Origin of the sequence: Kitasatospora sp. NPDC089509, from assembly GCF_044749365.1 — a bacterium.
Taxonomy (GTDB): Bacteria; Actinomycetota; Actinomycetes; order Streptomycetales; family Streptomycetaceae; genus Kitasatospora.
Genome location: NZ_JBIVHS010000026.1, coordinates 1 through 18,208 on the forward strand (window position 1 = coordinate 1; position 18,208 = coordinate 18,208).

Genomic DNA, 18,208 nt, shown 5'->3' on the forward strand with positions numbered 1-18,208 from the left:
GGTTACATTCCGAACCCGGAAGCTAAGCCTCACAGCGCCGATGGTACTGCAGGGGGGACCCTGTGGGAGAGTAGGACGCCGCCGAACAATCATTCCAAAAAGACCCCCTCCCATTCGGGAGGGGGTCTTTTTGCGTTACCCTCTGCCAATGCAGAACCTGACCCTGACCTGGCAGAGCGCCGGGGGTGCCGCCGTCGTCCTCTACGGAGGTGCGTACGCCGCCGCGAGGGTCCGGAAACCGGGGGCTTCGGCCCTGCTGCGGGAGGCCGGCACGCTGTTGGCGCTGTTCGCGCTCTGGCAGCTGGTGGGGCACCTGTCGGTGATGAGCGCCGACCACGCGCTGGACCGGGCGAGTTGGATCCACCGGACCGAGCGCTCGCTGGGGCTGCCGGACGAGGCGTCCTGGCAGGCGGCCGTCACACCGCATCCGGTGCTGGTGCGACTGGCGAACTACTACTACGCGGTCATGCACTTCGCCGTGATGCTGGGCGTGCTGCTCTGGGTCTTCCTGCGGCACCGGGAGCGTTACGCGTGGGTGCGCAACACGGTGGTGATCACCACCGCGGTCTGTCTGCTGGTGCAGTTCATCCCGGTGGCGCCGCCGCGGATGCTGCCGCAGAGCGGCTTCGTCGACGTGGCCGCGGAGTACGGGCAGTCGGTGTACGGCGGCGCGGTCGGTGGGGTGGTGGTGGCCGATCAGCTGTCGGCGATGCCGTCGGTGCACGTCGCCTGGTGCGTGCTGGCGGCGGTCGCGGTGGTGCGGGTGTCGCGGAGCCCGTTCCGCTGGGTGGTGCTGCTGCACCCGGTGCTGACGGTCGCGGTGGTCGTGGTGACGGCCAACCACTTCTGGGCGGACGGCATCGTCGCGGTCGCGATCCTGCTGTTCGCCTACGCCGTCCTGGCCCTGGCGGCCCGGGCGGTGGCACGGCGACGGGGCCGGGGCGCCGTCGAGACGGAGCTCCGACCCCGGGCCGGTGCCGAGGAGCGGCCCCGGCAGGTCACTTGACCGGCAGGGCGACCTTCCCCCAGGAGCCGTTGCTCAGTGCGGAGGTGGCCCAGTACCAGGCGACCAGCCCGGCGACCGCCGCGACCCAGCCGGCGGCCTTGGCCAGGCCGCTGTAGCCGCCGAGGACGGCGATCGCGTTCAGCACCAGGGCGACCGTGAACAGCCCGTAGACGGCGCGGCTGAACAGGCCCGCCCCCCAACTGGCCGCCGTGAGGCTGAGGGCGAGCAGGGCCCACAGCAGCAGGAACAGGCCCGCGGCGTTCTTGCCGGTGCCGCCCGCCACCGACCAGGTCACCCAGAAGGCGCCGAGGCTGGTGAAGGCGGTCCCGGTGAAGCCCTCGCCGCCGCGGAGCTGCCAGAGGCCCGCGACGAAGAGGGTGATGCCGCCGAGGACATGGGCGAGGTGGGCCGCATCCCCGGCGCCGGTGCCGTGCAGGACCCCGGTGGAGAGCAGACCGTAGGCGAGAAGTGTGAGGCCGAGGGCGAGGTAGCCGAGGTTACCCGCGTCGGCTCCGGTGGAGCGGGCGTTCGTTGCCCCGGTAGCGTCGTTGCTCACCGGAGGCTCCTTTCACTCTGGGCGCGCGCAGGGCGCAGTGACGCTCGGTGATGTCGGTGACGGGGGATGCGCGCGACCGCGCCGAGGGCGCACGGCGGTGGGCCGTGCGCGGGCAGCGGTCAGAAGTGAGGTCAGCAGTGGTGGGCCGGCGGAGAGCCGCTGGGCACGTCCTCGCCGGGGGATTCCCCGGCGAGATCGGTGTACCCGGCACCCGCTCGCTTGTACCCTTGTGAAGATAACAATTCGTGACGGCGTCAGTTGTGGGGAGAGTTCATGACTGACGCTGGGTCGGCACCCGCAGGGTCAGGATCGCCATGTCGTCGGAGGGCGGTTCCGGGGCGAAGCGCTCGACCGCGCGCTGCACCCGCATGGCGACCGCGCCGGCGGTCAGGCCGGTGCAGCCGGTGAGCACCTCGGCGAGGCCGTCGTCGCCCAACATCCGCCGCCCCTCCCGGCGTTCGGTCACGCCGTCGGTGACGCAGAGCAGCACCTCGCCGGGGGAGAGCACCAGACGCTCGGCGGTGAGTTCGAGGTCGTCCATGACGCCGAGCAGCGGCTGCGGGGTGGCGGCCCGGTCGACCTGGCCGTCGGTGCGCAGGCGCAGCGGGAGCGGGTGGCCGGCGCAGACCAGGGACAGTTCGGTGCTGCCGTCCGGGCGGGGTGTCAGTTCGCCGTAGAGCAGGGTGAGGAAGCGGCTGCGCGCACCCTCGTCCAGGATGGCCGCGTTGAGTCGGCGCAGCACCTGTGGGGCGTCCAGGCCCTCGCGGGCGAGCAGGCGCAGTGAGTGCCGGGCCAGGCCGGTGACGGAGGCGGCCTCGGGGCCGGTGCCGCAGACGTCGCCGATGGCGAAGCCGTAGGTGCCCTCGCGGATGGTGAACAGGTCGTAGAAGTCGCCGCCGACCTCGTTGCCCTCGCCCGCGGCCTGGTAGTAGACGTCCACCTCGACGCCGGGGATCTCGGGCAGGTCCGGCGGCAGCAGGCTGCGCTGCAGGGCCTGGCTGGTGGCGGTGCGCTCGGAGTAGAGCCGGGAGTTGTCGAGGGCGAGGGCGGCCCGGCGGGAGAGGTCCTCGGCGAGTTCGAGGATCTCCTGGCGGAACCGGACGCCGGCCGGGACGCCGAGCGCGAGCAGCCCGATGACCCGGTTGCGGGCGGTCAGCGGCAGCACGACGGTCTCGCCGAGCAGTCCGGCGAGTTCGGGGCTGTCGGTGAGGCCGCCGGCCCCGGCGGTCTCGGCGGGCGCGGTCCAGAAGCGCACCCCGTGGGTGGGGCCGGCCTCGGGGGCGGGGGTCTTGTCGAGCAGGTCGCGCAGCGGGTCGATCCGGTCCTCGTCCTCGTGCAGGACGAAGGCGAGGCCGGCCGAGGAGCTGTGGTCGCCGTTGGTGTAGACGGCGCACCAGGAGGCGAGGGTGGGGACGGCCATCTGGGCCATCAGCGCGAGGGTCTGCTCGTGTTCGAGGGTGCCGGCCAGCAGGTCGGAGGCCTCGACGAGGAAGGAGAGCGAGCCGCGGCGCAGTCGTTCGAGCTCGGTCAGCCGGGTGCTCTCGACGGCCAGGGCGACCCGGTCGGCGGCGAACTGCAGGCGCAGCGCGTCCTCGTTGTCGTAGCGGCCGGGGGCGGTGGTGGCGATGCCGAGCGAGCCGATCAGGCGGCCCTCGACCTTGAGCGGGACGGTGACCAGGGAGCGCATCCCGCTGCCGGAGAGCAGGGGCAGGCCGGTGGGGCGGGCGGTGAGGTCCTCGTGCACCGAGGGCAGCCGGGCGGAGTCGTAGCGGTTGCCGGTGCCGACCGGGAAGCGGGTGTGCCGGCGGTGTCCGGTGGTCAGGCCGGTGGCGGCGCGGACCTCGAACTCGGTCTCGTCGTCGGTGGTGAGCAGCAGGTAGGCGGCGTCGGCGTCGAGCAGGTCGCGGGCGCGGTCGACGGTGCGCTGGAGCAGGGTGTCGAGGTCGTCGGTGGCGACCGGACCGGCCAGCAGGTCGAGCCGGGGCCCGGCCGGGTCGGGGCGCTCGCCGGGCAGGGCCCGGGCGGGGGAGCGCAGCACGGCGCGGTCGGGTTCGAGGACGAGCAGACAGAGGGTGGAGGGGACGCCCTCGGTGTCGCGCACCCGGACCTGGACGCCGTAGACCTCGACCTCCTCGCCGTCGGGGCGCCGTACCCCGTAGCCGCCCTCCCAGCGGGCCAGCCGGAGGGTGTCGGTGAGGCCGAGGCCGCGGCCGGGGGACTGCGGCCAGACCGCGAGGTCGGCCCAGGGGCGGCCGAGGACGGCGGCGGCGGGGTGGCGGAAGAGGGCCTCGGCGTCCGGGTTCCAGGCCAGGACGTGGCCGTCCTCGTCGAGCTGGACGACGGCGACGTGCACCGGTCCGGGGCCGCTGGGCAGGTCGCTGCCGGGGGTGGCGGGCACGGCGTAGCGGGTGCCGACCACGTGGGCGGGCAGGGCGAGGCGGAACCAGACGGTCTTCTGCCCGGCCGCGTACTCGACGCCCCAGCGTTCGGCGAGGGCGGAGCACATCAGCAGGCCGCGGCCGCCCTCGCCGTCGGGGTCGGCGTAGCGGTCGGAGCGGGCGACGGGCCCGTCGCCGAGGGAGGGCAGTCCGCGTTCGGGGTGGTGGTCGGTGACCTCGATCCGGACGGTCTCCTCCTCGCGCAGGCAGCACACCTCGGCGGCGGTGCCGGCGTGCACGACCGCGTTCGTGACCAGTTCGCTGACCAGCACGACGGCGTCGTCGACGACCTCGGGCAGACCCCAGCCGAGCAGCGCGTCCCGAACGAAACCCCGGGCGGCGGCCGCGGACCGGCCGTCGGGGTCGAAGGTGGCGGCTGCGCGCGCGGTGACCACGTTGCCACTTCTCCTCTACTGCTCTGGCCCTGACTGTCCGGGGCTCGGCGCCGACCTCCCCGTGCGCGCCGTCGGGGGTGGGCGGCGGCGCTGGGGCGGGTCGTGGCCCGGTGCAGCGCTCCACCCTACTTTCCGCTTGGTTCCCCGTGGGGGCGGGGCTGTGAAACAGGCACCTGAGGGTGATTCTGCCCACCTGTTTCGGACGGTGCGGGGACAACCGGGCGCAACCGGCCGTATACCCGGCGCGGGTGCTGCCAGACTGGGGGGTCCGCGACGGCCGGTGGGAGCAGTACGGTCGTGTGGGTGCCGGTGGGCCGCGAGGGCCGGCCGGTGCAGCCCAGCCGGGCCGGTGCCCGGGCCCGTGCCGTGCCGGCGCGGCGGTCACCGGACAGTTCACACGATGTGGGAGGGGCCCGTTGAGTTCGGCCACCAAGGACGCAACCAAGGACGCCACCGGTACGACGCCGCCCGCGCCGCGCGGCGGTCGGTCCGGAGCGGTGCCGCGGATCGCGGCGGGCCGGCGGTCGGGCTCGGGCCACAACCGCAGCGCGGAGCCGGCCGAGCTGCGCAAGCTGCTGGCGGCGCTGACCGCGATGCGGGACGGCAATTTCCGTCGCCGGATGACCGTGCCGGGGGACGGGCCGCTGGCGGAGATCGCCGCGGTGTTCAACGAGGTCGCCGAGCGCAACCAGCACCTGACCGGTGAACTGGCCCGGGTGCGGCGGGCGGTGGGCCGTGAGGGCCGGCTGAACGAGCGGCTGGAGACCGGCGCGGGCGAGGGCGCCTGGATGGCGGCGGTCGACAACTGCAACGCGCTGATCGACGACCTGGCCCGCCCGATGGCCGAGGTGGGCCGGGTGCTGAGCTCGATCGCCGAGGGCGACCTGGACCAGAAGATGGAGCTGCGCTCGCTGCACAGCAACGGGGTGAGCCACCCGCTGCGCGGCGAGTACCTGAAGATCGGCCGGACCGTCAACGGGCTGGTGGACCAGCTCTCGGAGTTCACCGACGAGGTGACCCGGGTGGCCCGTGAGGTGGGCACCGAGGGCAAGCTCGGCGGGCAGGCCAAGGTCCGCAGCGTGTCCGGCAGTTGGAAGGACCTGGCGGACTCGGTCAACACCATGGCGGGCCGGCTCACCGCGCAGGTGCGCAACATCGCCCAGGTGACCACGGCGGTGGCCAAGGGCGACCTGTCCCGCAAGGTGACCGTCGACGTGGCCGGCGAGATGCTGGAGCTGAAGAACACCGTCAACACGATGGTGGACCAGCTGAACGGCTTCGCGGCTCAGGTCACCACGGTGGCCCGGGACGTCGGCACCGAGGGCCGGCTGGGCGGTCAGGCGCAGGTGCCGGGCGTGGCCGGGGTGTGGCGGGAGTTGACCGATTCGGTGAACTTCATGGCCGACAACCTGACCGGCCAGGTCCGCAACATCGCCCAGGTGACCACGGCGGTGGCGCGCGGGGACCTCTCGCAGAAGATCGAGGTGGACGCTCGCGGCGAGATGCTGGAGCTGAAGAGCACCATCAACACGATGGTCGACCAGCTCTCCGGCTTCGCCGAGCAGGTGACCCGGGTGGCCCGCCAGGTGGGCACCGAGGGGCGGCTGGGCGGTCAGGCCCAGGTGCCCTGGGCGGCCGGGGTGTGGCGGGACCTGACCGACAACGTCAACTTCATGGCGAACAACCTCACCGATCAGGTGCGCAACATCGCCCAGGTGACGACCGCGGTCGCCAAGGGCGATCTGTCGCAGAAGATCCAGGTGGACGCGCGCGGGGAGATCCTGGAGCTGAAGAACACCATCAACACGATGGTCGACCAGCTCTCCGCCTTCGCCGACGAGGTGACCCGGGTGGCCCGGGACGTCGGCACCGAGGGGATCCTGGGCGGTCAGGCGAGCGTGCCCGGGGTGTCCGGCACCTGGAAGGACCTGACCAACTCGGTCAACCTGATGGCCAACAACCTGACCAGCCAGGTCCGCAGCATCGCCGAGGTGACCACGGCGGTGGCGCGCGGCGACGTGTCGAAGAAGATCACCGTCGATGCCCGGGGCGAGATCCTGGAGCTGGTGACGACCGTCAACACCATGGTCGACCAGCTGTCGGCGTTCGCCGACGAGGTGACCCGGGTCGCCCGCGAGGTGGGCACCGAGGGCATCCTGGGCGGTCAGGCGCGGGTGCGCGGGGTGTCGGGGATCTGGAAGGACCTGACCGACAACGTCAACTTCATGGCGTCGAACCTGACCGGACAGGTGCGCAACATCGCCGAGGTCGCCTCCGCGGTGGCCCGCGGTGACCTCTCCAAGAAGATCACCATCGACGCCCAGGGCGAGATCGCGACCCTGGCCGGGACCCTGAACACCATGGTCGACCAGCTGTCCGCCTTCGCGGTCGAGGTCACCAGGGTGGCCCGCGAGGTCGGCACCGACGGAACCCTGGGCGGCCAGGCGAGCGTGCCGGGCGTGGCCGGCATCTGGAAGGACCTGACCGACAACGTCAACCAGATGGCCAACAACCTCACCGGCCAGGTCCGCAACATCGCGCTGGTGATCACGGCGGTTGCCCGCGGTGACCTCTCGCAGAAGATCGACGTCGACGCGCGCGGCGAGTTCCTCCAGCTCAAGACCAACATCAACACCATGGTCGACCAGCTCTCGGCCTTCGCCGACGAGGTCACCCGGGTCGCCCGCGAGGTCGGCACCGACGGACGGCTCGGCGGCCAGGCCCGGGTGCCCGGGGTGGACGGCACCTGGCAGGACCTGACCGAGTCGGTGAACGAGCTGGCCAACAACCTGACCCGGCAGGTGCGCGCGATCGCCCAGGTCGCCACCGCGGTGACCAGGGGCGACCTGAGCCTGCGGATCGACGTGGATGCCGCCGGGGAGCTCGACGAGCTCAAGGACAACATCAACCAGATGATCGCCAACCTGCGCGAGACCACCCGCACCAACCAGGAGCAGGACTGGCTCAAGACCAACCTGGCCCGGATCTCCGGCCTGCTCCAGGGCCGCCGGGACCTGGAGGCGGTGGCCTCGCTGATCATGACCGAGCTGACCCCGGTGGTCTCCGCCCAGCACGGCGCCTTCTTCCTGGCCCAGCCGGCCGGCCGGACCGCCGAACTGATCACCGAGGACGACGACGAGAACGACACCGTGCTGCGGCTGATCGGCAGCTACGGCTACCAGCGGCGGGCGATGCCGACCACCTTCCGGCCGGGCGAGTCGCTGATCGGCCAGTCGGCGGTGGAGAAGCGGGCGATCATCGTCAAGGAGGCGCCGCCCGGGTACCTCAAGATCGCCTCCGGTCTGGGCGAGGCCTCGCCGACCCACATCGTGGTGCTGCCGGTGCTGTTCGAGGGCCGGCTGCTGGGCGTGATCGAGCTGGCCACCTTCAGCTCCTTCACCACCGTCGCACTGGACTTCCTCAACCAGATCGCCGACCTGATCGGCGTCACCGTCAACACCATCAGCGTCAACACCAAGACCGAGGGCCTGCTGCTGGAGTCCCAGCGGCTCACCGCCGAACTCTCGATGCGATCGGCCGAGTTGGAGGCGCGCCAGGAGGAACTGGAGCGCACCAACGAGGAGTTGCAGGAGAAGGCGGAGCAACTCGCCCAGCAGAACCGCGACATCGAGATCAAGAACAGCGAGATCGAGGAGGCCCGGCAGGTGCTGGAGGAGCGCGCCGAGCAGCTCGCCCTGGCCTCCCGGTACAAGAGCGAGTTCCTCGCCAACATGTCGCACGAGCTGCGCACCCCGCTCAACTCGCTGCTGATCCTGGCCAAGCTGCTCTCCGACAACAACGAGGGCAACCTCTCGCCGAAGCAGGTCGAGTTCGCCGACACCATCCACGGCGCCGGCTCCGACCTGCTCCAGCTGATCAACGACATCCTCGACCTGTCCAAGGTCGAGGCCGGCAAGATGGACGTCCGCCCGGCCCGGATCGCCCTGGTCCAGCTGGTCGACTACGTCGAGGCGACCTTCCAGCCGGTCGCTCTCGACAAGAACCTGGACTTCGCGGTCCGGGTCTCGCCGGTCCTGCCGGTCACCCTGCACACCGACGAGCAGCGGCTCCAGCAGGTGCTGCGCAACCTGATCTCCAACGCCGTCAAGTTCACCGAGACCGGCGGCGTGGACTTCTCGATCAGCGCGGCCGGCCGGGACGTCCCCCAGCACGTGCGCGAGCGGTTGCTGGAGTTCGGCTCGATCCAGGGCCCGGACGACGAGCTGATCGCCTTCTCGGTCTCCGACACCGGCATCGGCATCCCCAGCAACAAGCTGCGGGAGATCTTCGAGGCGTTCAAGCAGGCCGACGGCACCATCAGTCGCAAGTACGCCGGGACCGGCCTCGGGCTGTCCATCAGCCGCGAGATCGCCCGGTTGCTCGGCGGTGAGATCCACGCCGAGAGCGAGCTGGGCAAGGGCTCGACCTTCACGCTCTACCTGCCGCTGCGCACCGACGCCCCGGACGCCGCCGAGCGGTCGGCCGAGCGCCCGGGCGCGGCGGGCCAGTCCGTGCTGCGCGCCTCGGTCGGGGTGACCCCGGTGGGCCTGCCGGTGCCGGTGGGCGAGAGCCCGGCCGACCACTGGGCCCAGGAGGTCCGGGAGCTGGCCGAGGAGCGCCGCCGCGGCGTGGTGGAGCGACGTCGCAACGCCGCGCTGGAGAGCGCCGCGGCGCCCCGGGCGGTGGAGTCCGTCCAGCCCCGGCCGGCCCGCGGCGACACCCGCTTCGACGGCCAGCAGGTGCTGATCGTGGACGACGACGTGCGCAACGTGTTCGCCCTGACCAGCGTGCTGGAGCAGCACGGGCTGACCGTCCTGTACGCGGAGAACGGCCGCGAGGGCATCGAGATGCTGGAGCAGCACGAGAACGTGGCGCTGGTCCTGATGGACATCATGATGCCGGAGATGGACGGCTACGCGACCACCGAGGCGATCCGCCGGATGCCCCAGTTCGCCGGTCTGCCGATCATCGCGCTGACCGCCAAGGCGATGAAGGGCGACCGGGAGAAGTCCCTGGAAGCGGGCGCCACCGACCACATCACCAAGCCGGTGGAGACCGACCACCTGCTGTCGGTGATGTCCGAGTGGTTGAACGGCGACCGCGCGTGACGCCGGCGGCGGGCGTGAACTCCGGTGCGGGCCCCGGGCTTCACGCCTGCCGGTCGGTCGGTTTGCTGGCGGTCGGACCCGGGAACCCGGTAGGGTCACCGAGCGTTGCGAACAGTGACCGGACGGCGACACGCTGCTGAGCGTGCGCCGGAGCACTGGCTGAGCGCCGTTCCGGATCGGGTCACGACGGAGCGATGTGCCGGGCGAGGGGGTGCGGCTAGCATGACCGGGGTAGCGGTGGGCAGTACGCGGGTGCCCACACCGGGCGGCAGGCAGGCGACAGGAGGGCGAGCCCCGATGCAGAAGGCGAAGATCCTCCTGGTCGACGACCGGCCGGAGAACCTCCTGGCGCTGGAGGCGATCCTCTCCGCCCTGGACCAGACGCTGGTGCGCGCCGCCTCCGGTGAGGAGGCGCTCAAGGCGCTGCTGACCGACGACTTCGCGGTGATCCTGCTGGACGTCCAGATGCCCGGGATGGACGGCTTCGAGACGGCCGCCCACATCAAGCGCCGCGAGCGCACCCGGGACATCCCGATCATCTTCCTCACCGCGCTCAACCACGGCCCGCACCACACCTTCCGCGGCTACGCGGCCGGCGCGGTGGACTACATCTCCAAGCCCTTCGACCCGTGGGTGCTGCGGGCCAAGGTCTCGGTCTTCGTCGACCTGTACGTCAAGAACTGCCAGCTGAAGGAGCAGGCCGCGCTGCTGCGGCTGCAGCTGGAGGCGGGCGGTGGCGAGCCGGCCCTCGGCGGGGCGCTGCTCGGCGAGCTGTCCGCGCGGCTGGCGGCGGTCGAGGAGCAGGCGGAGGCGCTGGGCAAGCAGCTGGACGGGGCGGAGGACGCCGGGGTGGCCGCCACCGCGGCGCACCTGGAGCGCAAGCTCGTCGCCCTGCGCCGGGCCCTGGACGCGATGCGCCCCGGCAGCGCGTAGTCCCGCGGCACCGCGTTCACCCGTCCGGGTGGCCCACTGCTGCGGCCGGGTGAAACCCGGTCAGCGTGACGGAGTGTCTGCGACACGTCGGGGCGGCCCGGCTCGGCCGCGTGGGCACGGGTGGCCCGCCCCGGTAGGCTGCTGACCCATGGCCACTCGTACGCCCGGAAACGCCGCACGCAAACCGAGTCCGGGACCGTCCAAGAAGGCCGCGGCCAAGCCCCCGGGCAAGCCGCCCGCGAAGAAGGCGGCCGCCCGTCGGGCCCCCGCGAAGAAGGCGGCGTCCAGGTCGGCGCCGCCGCCCCCGCCGCGCCGCTCGGGGCTGATGAGCCTCCTCAACGCCCTGGCGAGCCCGATCGCGGCGATCTTCCGCGGCGTCGGCGACGGCGCCAAGAACCTCCACCCGGACCACCGCAAGGACGGTCTGGGACTGCTGCTGTTCGGCCTCGCGCTGGTGGTCGCCGGCGGCACCTGGTTCAGCTCGGAGGGCTGGCTGAACGGCGCGGCCACCGCCGTGGTGTCCGGGCTGTTCGGCCGGCTCGACGTCCTGGTGCCGTTCCTGCTGGCCGGGATCGCGATCCGGCTCTGGCGCCACCCGGAGCTGCCGGAGGCCAACGGCCGGATCGTGATCGGGCTGAGCACGCTGCTGGTCGGCGTCCTCGGCCTGGTCCACATCGGCTGCGGCGCGCCCACCATGGGCAGCGGCGCCACCCGGATAAGGGCGGCCGGCGGGATCATCGGCTGGGGCGCGTCCACCCCGATGATGGCCGCCGCCGGTGCGGTGCTGGCCGTGCCGCTGCTCCTGCTGCTGGCCTTCTTCGGCCTGCTGGTGGTCACCGCCACCCCGGTCAACCGGATCGGCGAGCGGCTGCGCGGGGCGGCGATAAGGCTCGGGGTGATGGAGCCCGGGCCCGAGGACGAGCTGCGCTGGGGGCGCACGCCGGGGTACGAACCGTCCACCGACCCGCCGGAGGACGCCGACCCCGACGCGCTGCCCTACGCCGTGGACACCGACGGTGACGACCCGGTCGACGAGGTGGCCGCCCGCCGGCGCCGCCGTCGGCGCAAGCAGGACGTGCCGGACGAGCTGGACGAGTCGTCGCAGGCCCAGCGGGTCTCGCTGGACAAGGAGCCGCTGGACCCGTACGCCACCCGCGACCTGGCCGCCGGCGCGGCCGCCGACCTGGACGGCGCGCTGGTCTACGGCGTGCCCGCCTCCTCGGCGGTGGCCGACATGATGCACCAGGTCAAGGACCTGACCGCGGCGCCCGAGGAGTCCGCCGTCCCGGCCGCCCGCAACGGCGGCCCGGGCGCGCCCGCGGAGCACGGACCGGCGCCGGTGCGGATGGAGCAGCTCCAGCTCGGCGAGGGCGTCACCTATGCGCTGCCCTCGCTCGACCTGCTGGAGCGCGGTGGCCCGGCCAAGGCCCGCAGCGCCCTCAACGACGAGGTGGTGGCCCAGCTCACCGGCACCTTCGCCGAGTTCAAGGTGGACGCCAAGGTCACCGGCTTCACCCGCGGCCCGACGGTCACCCGCTACGAGGTCGAGCTCGGCCCGGCGGTCAAGGTGGAGCGGATCACCGCGCTCGCCAAGAACATCGCCTACGCGGTGGCCAGCCCGGACGTGCGGATCATCAGCCCGATCCCGGGCAAGTCCGCAGTCGGCATCGAGATCCCCAACCGGGACCGGGAGATGGTCAACCTCGGCGACCTGCTGCGCTCGCGCACGGCCGCCGAGGACACCCACCCGATGGTCGTCGGCATGGGCAAGGACGTCGAGGGCCACTCCGTGATGGCCAACCTCGCCAAGATGCCGCACATCCTGGTGGCCGGCGCGACCGGCGCGGGCAAGTCCTCCTGCATCAACTGCCTGATCACCTCGATCCTCGCCCGGGCCACCCCGGACGAGGTGCGGATGGTGCTGGTCGACCCCAAGCGGGTCGAGCTGACCGCCTACGAGGGCATCCCGCACCTGATCACGCCGATCATCACCAACCCCAAGAAGGCCGCCGAGGCCCTCCAGTGGGTGGTGCGCGAGATGGACATGCGCTACGACGACCTCGCGGCGTTCGGCTTCCGGCACGTGGACGACTTCAACGCGGCGGTGAAGGCCGGCAAGGTCACCCCGCCGCTGGGCAGCGAGCGGGAGCTGCGGCCGTACCCGTACCTGCTGGTGATCGTCGACGAGCTGGCCGACCTGATGATGGTCGCGCCGCGCGACGTCGAGGACTCGGTGGTCCGGATCACCCAGCTGGCCCGCGCGGCCGGCATCCACCTGGTGCTCGCCACCCAGCGGCCCTCGGTGGACGTGGTCACCGGTCTGATCAAGGCCAATGTGCCGTCCCGGCTGGCCTTCGCGACCTCCGCGATGGCCGACTCCCGGGTCATCCTGGACCAGCCCGGCGCGGAGAAGCTGATCGGCAAGGGCGACGCGCTGTTCCTGCCGATGGGCGCCGGCAAGCCGGTCCGGATGCAGGGGGCGTTCGTCACCGAGGCGGAGATCGCCAGGGTCGTGCAGCACTGCAAGGACCAGCTGACCGCCGTCTACCGGGACGACGTGACGGTCGGCGGCGGGCCGAAGAAGGAGATCGACGAGGAGATCGGCGACGACCTGGACCTGCTGATCCAGGCGGCCGAGCTGGTGGTCTCCACCCAGTTCGGCTCGACCTCGATGCTCCAGCGCAAGCTCCGGGTCGGCTTCGCCAAGGCGGGCCGGCTGATGGACCTGATGGAGTCGCGCGGGATCGTCGGCCCGAGCGAGGGCTCCAAGGCCCGCGACGTGCTGGTGAAGCCGGACGAGCTGGACGGGGTGCTGCTGACCCTGCGGGGCTGAGCGGCGGCGCGGCCGGGCCGACGGGCCGTGCCCTCCGGGTGGGTTCACTCGTTCGGAGGAGGGTAGGCGCGGTGTGCGGAACCGAATGCCCGTAGGCCGCGTCACAGGCCGGACAGCGCACTCCGGGTCCCCGCGCACGTCCCCGCTGACGGCCGGTCAGCGGGGGTCGGACCCCGGCCGGAGCGGGCACGCGCATTCGGGCCCGTTCCGCTTGAGAAACGATCCGCCCACGCCCCTAGACTGTTCTCCAGCAGGTGGCCATCCGCTCGAAAGGCGTGCCCCGTGACCATCGGCAAGTCCTCCGACCGCGAGAACGCCTCGTCGTCCGTCGAGCCGACCGACGACGCGGTGCAGGCGGCCGATGCCCCGAGCATCGGCCGGGTGCTGTCCGCCGCCCGGATCGAGGCGGGACTCACGGTGGACCAGGTGAGTACCGCCACCCGGGTCCGGGTGCCGATCGTCCATGCCATCGAGGAGGACGACTTCGGCCGGTGCGGCGGCGACTTCTACGCCCGCGGGCACATCCGCGCGATCGCCCAGGCGGTCGGCGCCGACGGCGAGGCGCTGGTCGCCCGCTACGACGCCGCGCACGGCGGCTCGCCGGCCTCCAGGAGCCCGGCCACCCAGCTGATCGACAGCGGCCCGATCAAGGTGCCCGCCCGCAGCCGGCCGAACTGGGCGGCGGCCATGGTCGCCGCGATCGTCGCGGTGGTCGCGCTGATCGGCTTCAACCTGGTGAGCGGCAAGAGCGGGCACACCGGCTCCGGCACCGCCAGCGCGCCGCTGCCCAGCGGCTCCGGCACCGGCTCGGTCGCCCCGGCGACCCCGGCCGTCCAGCCGCCGGCCCCCGCGCCGAGCGCGGCGGCGATCGCCGCCGTCCCGGCCGACAAGGTCACCGTGAAGCTGGTCGCCGAGGGCACCAGCTGGGTCTCGGCGACGGACGGCAGCGGGAAGTCGCTGTTCCAGAACAACATCAGCGACGGCCAGGACCAGACCTTCACCGACCCCAAGCAGATCAAGCTGGTGCTCGGCAACGGCGGGGCCGTGCACGCGTACGTCAACGGCAAGGACCTCGGTGTCCTGGGCAAGGACGGCCAGGTGGTGCACGTCACGTACACCCCCGGAGACCCGCAGGCTGGCTGACCACAGGGCCCGCCGAGGGCCGTCGATGATCAGCTGATCGAAGGCACGCGGCCTCCGGGGCGAACGGCACCGGAGGCCGCGCGTTAATCTTGGCCCTATGCCTGAACGCCGTACTGTCGCCCTTGTCACGCTCGGATGCGCCCGCAACGAGGTGGACTCCGAGGAACTCGCCGGGCGACTGGAAGCCGACGGCTGGTTGCTCGTCGACGATGCCGCCGAGGCCGATGTCGCCGTCGTCAACACCTGTGGCTTCGTCGAGGCCGCCAAGAAGGACTCCGTCGACGCCCTGCTGGAGGCCAACGACCTCAAGGGGCACTCCCGCACCCAGGCCGTCGTCGCCGTCGGCTGCATGGCCGAGCGGTACGGCAAGGAGCTCGCCGACGCGCTGCCCGAGGCCGACGGGGTGCTCGGCTTCGACGACTACGCCGACATCTCCGACCGCCTGCAGACCATCCTCTCCGGCGGCCACCACGCCCCGCACATCCCGCGCGACCGCCGCAAGCTGCTGCCGATCAGCCCGGCCGAGCGGCAGTCCGCCGCCGAGGCCGTCGCGCTGCCCGGCCACGGCGCCGAGGCCGCCGCCGAGCCGATCGCCGACCTGCCCGAGGGCCTCGCCCCGGCCTCCGGCCCGCGCACCCTGCGCAAGCGGCTGGACGACAACCCGGTCGCCTCGGTCAAGCTCGCCTCCGGCTGCGACCGGCGCTGCTCCTTCTGCGCCATCCCCGCCTTCCGCGGCTCCTTCATCTCCCGCCGCCCCTCCGACGTGCTGCAGGAGGCCCAGTGGCTGGCCGGGCAGGGCGTCCGCGAGGTCGTCCTGGTCAGCGAGAACAACACCTCGTACGGCAAGGACCTCGGCGACATCCGGCTGCTGGAGACGCTGCTCGGCGAGATCTCCACGATCGAGGGCGTCGAGCGGGTGCGGGTCTCCTACCTGCAGCCCGCCGAGATGCGCCCCGGCCTGATCGACGCGATGACCGGCACCGCCGACGTGGTGCCCTACTTCGACCTGTCCTTCCAGCACTCGGCGCCCGCCGTGCTGCGCCGGATGCGCCGCTTCGGCTCCACCGACCAGTTCCTCCAGCTGCTGGGCACCGTCCGGGACAAGGCCCCGCAGGCCGGCGCCCGGTCCAACTTCATCGTCGGCTTCCCCGGTGAGACCGAGGAGGACTTCGCCGAGCTGGAGCGCTTCGTCACCCACGCCGGGCTGGACGCGATCGGCGTCTTCGGGTACTCCGACGAGGACGGCACCGAGGCGGCGACCTACGACGGCAAGCTGCCCGAGGACGTGGTCGCCGACCGGCTGGCGCGGCTGAGCCGGCTCGCCGAGGAGATGACCGCCCAGCGGGCCGAGCAGCGGATCGGCACCGAGGTCGAGGTGCTGATCGAGTCGATCGAGGACGGCGTGGTCGAGGGCCGGGCCGCGCACCAGGCCCCGGAGACCGACGGCCTGACCACCCTGCACGGGGTCGAGGACCCGCAGGTCGGGCAGTTCTGGCGGGCCACCGTGGTGGCCAGCGAGGGCGTCGACCTGATCGCCGAGGCGCAGGAGCAGGTGCGGGTCCGTCGGGCTCCCGGAGCCGGGGAATGACCAAGGGGCCCGGCGCCCCGGCCGCGGCCCACCCGGGCAGACCGGCGGCCGCCCTGCCGACGGCACCGGGCATCTGGAACATCGCCAACGTGCTCACCATGGTCCGGGTGCTGCTGGTGCCGGTCTTCGTGGCCCTGCTGTTCGCCGACGACGGGCACAACCCGAAGTGGCGCGCGGTCGCCTGGGCCTCGTTCGCGATCGCGATGATCACCGACCTGTTCGACGGTGAGCTCGCCCGCCGCAAGGGCCTGGTCACCGACTTCGGGAAGATCGCCGACCCGATCGCCGACAAGGCGATCATGGGCGCCGCGCTGATCGGCCTCTCGGTGCTCGGCGACCTGCCCTGGTGGGTCACCGTGGTGATCCTGGCCCGTGAGCTCGGCATCACGCTGATGCGGTTCTGGGTGATCCGCTACGGGGTCATCCCGGCCAGCCGCGGCGGCAAGCTCAAGACGCTCACCCAGGGCACTGCGGTCGGCATGTACGTGCTGCCGCTGACCGGCTGGCTGGCCACCGGGCGGGCCTGCCTGATGGGCCTGGCGGTGCTGCTGACCGTCGGGACCGCGCTCGACTACATCGGACAGGCGGTGCGACTGCGCCGCGAGGGCACGGCCGCGGAGCGCGCGGACCGGTAGGAACGGACGGGGGAGCCTCGGTGACGGACTACGGGCTGGCCGAACGGGTGCACGCCGCGCTGCGGGCCGAGGGCGGCACGCTGGCCGTCGCCGAGTCGCTGACCGGGGGGCTGCTGGCGGCCGCACTGGTGGACGTCCCCGGGGCGTCCGCGACCTTCCGCGGCTCGGTCACCGCGTACGCGACCGAGCTGAAGGCCTCGGTGCTCGGTGTGGACGAGGGGCTCCTGGACGTGTACGGTCCGGTCCACCCGGTGGTGGCCCGACAGATGGCCGAGGGCGTGCGCGGGTTGCTGGGCGCCACCTACGGGCTCGCGACGACCGGGGTGGCCGGTCCGGAGCCGCAGGACGGGCAGCCGGTGGGCACGGTACACCTGGCGGTCGCGGGCCCGGGCGGAACTCTGGTCAGTTCGCCCCTGCTGTCGGGCGCTCGTGCCACAATCCGTCACGGGGCGGTGACCGCCGCACTGGAACTGCTCGCCGGTCGGCTCGCCCGCTAGCGGTCCGCGGCCGGATTCTCCACCGGGCCGGGATCCGCCGAACTGCTGTGCGGGTATGGCACGGCTGGAGGATCGTGTTACATCCAACGGCCTGGTTGGGCAGAAACCAGGTGGCGAACGAGTTGCGTGACGGTGGCCGGGTGGGCCAGGTCGGGTACCACGAGGGGCCCGCGAACCCGGGTACGACACCGGAACAAGGAGGGGGACGGCCTTGCAGCCCAGAGTGAACACGACCAGGGTCCCCGCACGCGAAGCGGGCAAGGCGGTACGGTGGGGTCGTGACATCTCGATCCGCAGTCCGAGGAGGGAGGCACCGATGATCCTGCTCCGTCGCCTACTGGGCGATGTACTGCGTCGGCAGCGCCAGCGCCAGGGCCGCACACTCCGCGAGGTGTCGGCGGCCGCACGGGTTTCGCTCGGATACCTCTCCGAGGTCGAGCGGGGACAGAAGGAGGCCTCCTCGGAGCTGCTCTCCGCCATCTGCGACGCACTCGACGTCCGGATGTCCGAGGTCATGCGCGAGGTCAGCGACGAACTGTCGCTCGCCGAACTTGCGGCCATGGCCACCCTCTCCGAAGGTGATCTGCTGAGGCCGGTACTCGAACCGGTTCCGCTGCCCGCCCCCGGCGCCGACCGGGCGAACATGTCGCCCAAGGCCGCCGCCATGGACGTGGTCGCCGCCTGAATCCGGCCTCGACACCCGGGCGCCTCCGATGCCCGGGGCGAGCGGAGGAGGGCGGTCGTGCGAAGAGTCGCGACGGTGCGCGCGGTGGCCCGAATACGGCTGCGGGTGCGACGGTCGGTGCCCTGGCCGGCCCGTTGGGTCCTGGTGGTCCTGGCGGCCGGGCTCGGCTGGTGGCTGGTGGCCCTGCGCGGGCAGCTGTCCGACGGCGCCGTGCTGGGGCTGTTGGCGGCCGGCGGCTGGGGGCTCGGTCTCATTCCGGTCCACGCCGACCGGAACGCCACCGGACCGGTCCGCCGCCGTACGGCGGCCGTGGGCCGGGCGGAGGCACCCCCGCCACCGATCGGGTGAATCGATGTGGCCGGAGGCCGCGGAGTCGTCGACTCCGCGGCCT

12 protein-coding genes and 1 rRNA gene are annotated in these 18,208 nt (G+C 72.5%); 11 read left to right on the plus strand and 2 right to left on the minus strand.

Annotated features, from left to right (window positions below):
• A 5S ribosomal RNA gene (gene rrf, locus ACIP4P_RS36240) occupies nt 1–87 on the plus strand; the annotation flags it as partial.
• A gap of 61 nt (nt 88–148) precedes the next feature.
• Entirely contained in the window at nt 149–1,006 is an 858-nt protein-coding gene (locus ACIP4P_RS36245) for a phosphatase PAP2 family protein (protein WP_400925964.1), read from the plus strand.
• Here the strand turns inward: ACIP4P_RS36245 and ACIP4P_RS36250 are convergent.
• Together ACIP4P_RS36250 and ACIP4P_RS36255 are read right to left on the minus strand one after the other, a co-directional pair.
• On the minus strand, nt 999–1,562 hold the full coding sequence (locus tag ACIP4P_RS36250) for a GPR1/FUN34/YaaH family transporter (RefSeq protein WP_400925967.1): 564 nt from the start codon (nt 1,560–1,562) through the stop codon (nt 999–1,001). The genes ACIP4P_RS36245 and ACIP4P_RS36250 overlap by 8 nt on opposite strands.
• A 271-nt stretch (nt 1,563–1,833) precedes the next feature.
• On the minus strand, nt 1,834–4,395 hold the full coding sequence (locus tag ACIP4P_RS36255; protein WP_400925970.1) for a SpoIIE family protein phosphatase: 2,562 nt from the start codon (nt 4,393–4,395) through the stop codon (nt 1,834–1,836).
• 497 nt (nt 4,396–4,892) lie between these two features.
• On the opposite strand from ACIP4P_RS36255, the gene ACIP4P_RS36260 reads away from it, so the two are divergent.
• From ACIP4P_RS36260 to ACIP4P_RS36300, 9 genes are all read left to right on the plus strand, one after another.
• Nucleotides 4,893–9,503: a HAMP domain-containing protein gene (locus ACIP4P_RS36260; protein ID WP_400926211.1), complete on the plus strand. Its 4,611-nt coding sequence runs from the start codon at nt 4,893–4,895 to the stop codon at nt 9,501–9,503.
• Nucleotides 9,504–9,800: 297 nt separating this feature from the next.
• A complete protein-coding gene (locus ACIP4P_RS36265; protein WP_400925973.1) occupies nt 9,801–10,436 on the plus strand; it encodes a response regulator in 636 nt (211 codons plus the stop codon).
• 148 nt (nt 10,437–10,584) lie between these two features.
• The gene (locus tag ACIP4P_RS36270; protein WP_400925976.1) at nt 10,585–13,269 is read left to right on the plus strand and encodes a DNA translocase FtsK; all 2,685 of its coding nucleotides are present in this window, start codon (nt 10,585–10,587) and stop codon (nt 13,267–13,269) included.
• A gap of 282 nt (nt 13,270–13,551) precedes the next feature.
• Complete coding sequence (locus tag ACIP4P_RS36275) at nt 13,552–14,412, plus strand: helix-turn-helix domain-containing protein (RefSeq protein ID WP_400925979.1); 861 nt, start codon at nt 13,552–13,554, stop codon at nt 14,410–14,412.
• 97 nt (nt 14,413–14,509) lie between these two features.
• On the plus strand, nt 14,510–16,000 hold the full coding sequence (rimO, locus tag ACIP4P_RS36280) for a 30S ribosomal protein S12 methylthiotransferase RimO (protein WP_400925982.1): 1,491 nt from the start codon (nt 14,510–14,512) through the stop codon (nt 15,998–16,000).
• A complete protein-coding gene (gene pgsA, locus ACIP4P_RS36285; RefSeq protein ID WP_350513642.1) occupies nt 15,997–16,635 on the plus strand; it encodes a CDP-diacylglycerol--glycerol-3-phosphate 3-phosphatidyltransferase in 639 nt (212 codons plus the stop codon). The genes rimO and pgsA overlap by 4 nt, the downstream gene beginning before the upstream one ends.
• A gap of 20 nt (nt 16,636–16,655) precedes the next feature.
• Nucleotides 16,656–17,132: a CinA family protein gene (locus ACIP4P_RS36290; RefSeq protein ID WP_350513643.1), complete on the plus strand. Its 477-nt coding sequence runs from the start codon at nt 16,656–16,658 to the stop codon at nt 17,130–17,132.
• 316 nt (nt 17,133–17,448) lie between these two features.
• Nucleotides 17,449–17,817, plus strand: coding sequence for a helix-turn-helix domain-containing protein (locus ACIP4P_RS36295; protein WP_030290911.1), 369 nt, complete (start codon nt 17,449–17,451; stop codon nt 17,815–17,817).
• A gap of 57 nt (nt 17,818–17,874) precedes the next feature.
• The gene (locus ACIP4P_RS36300; RefSeq protein WP_400925987.1) at nt 17,875–18,165 is read left to right on the plus strand and encodes a hypothetical protein; all 291 of its coding nucleotides are present in this window, start codon (nt 17,875–17,877) and stop codon (nt 18,163–18,165) included.
• Nucleotides 18,166–18,208 lie beyond the last annotated feature (43 nt).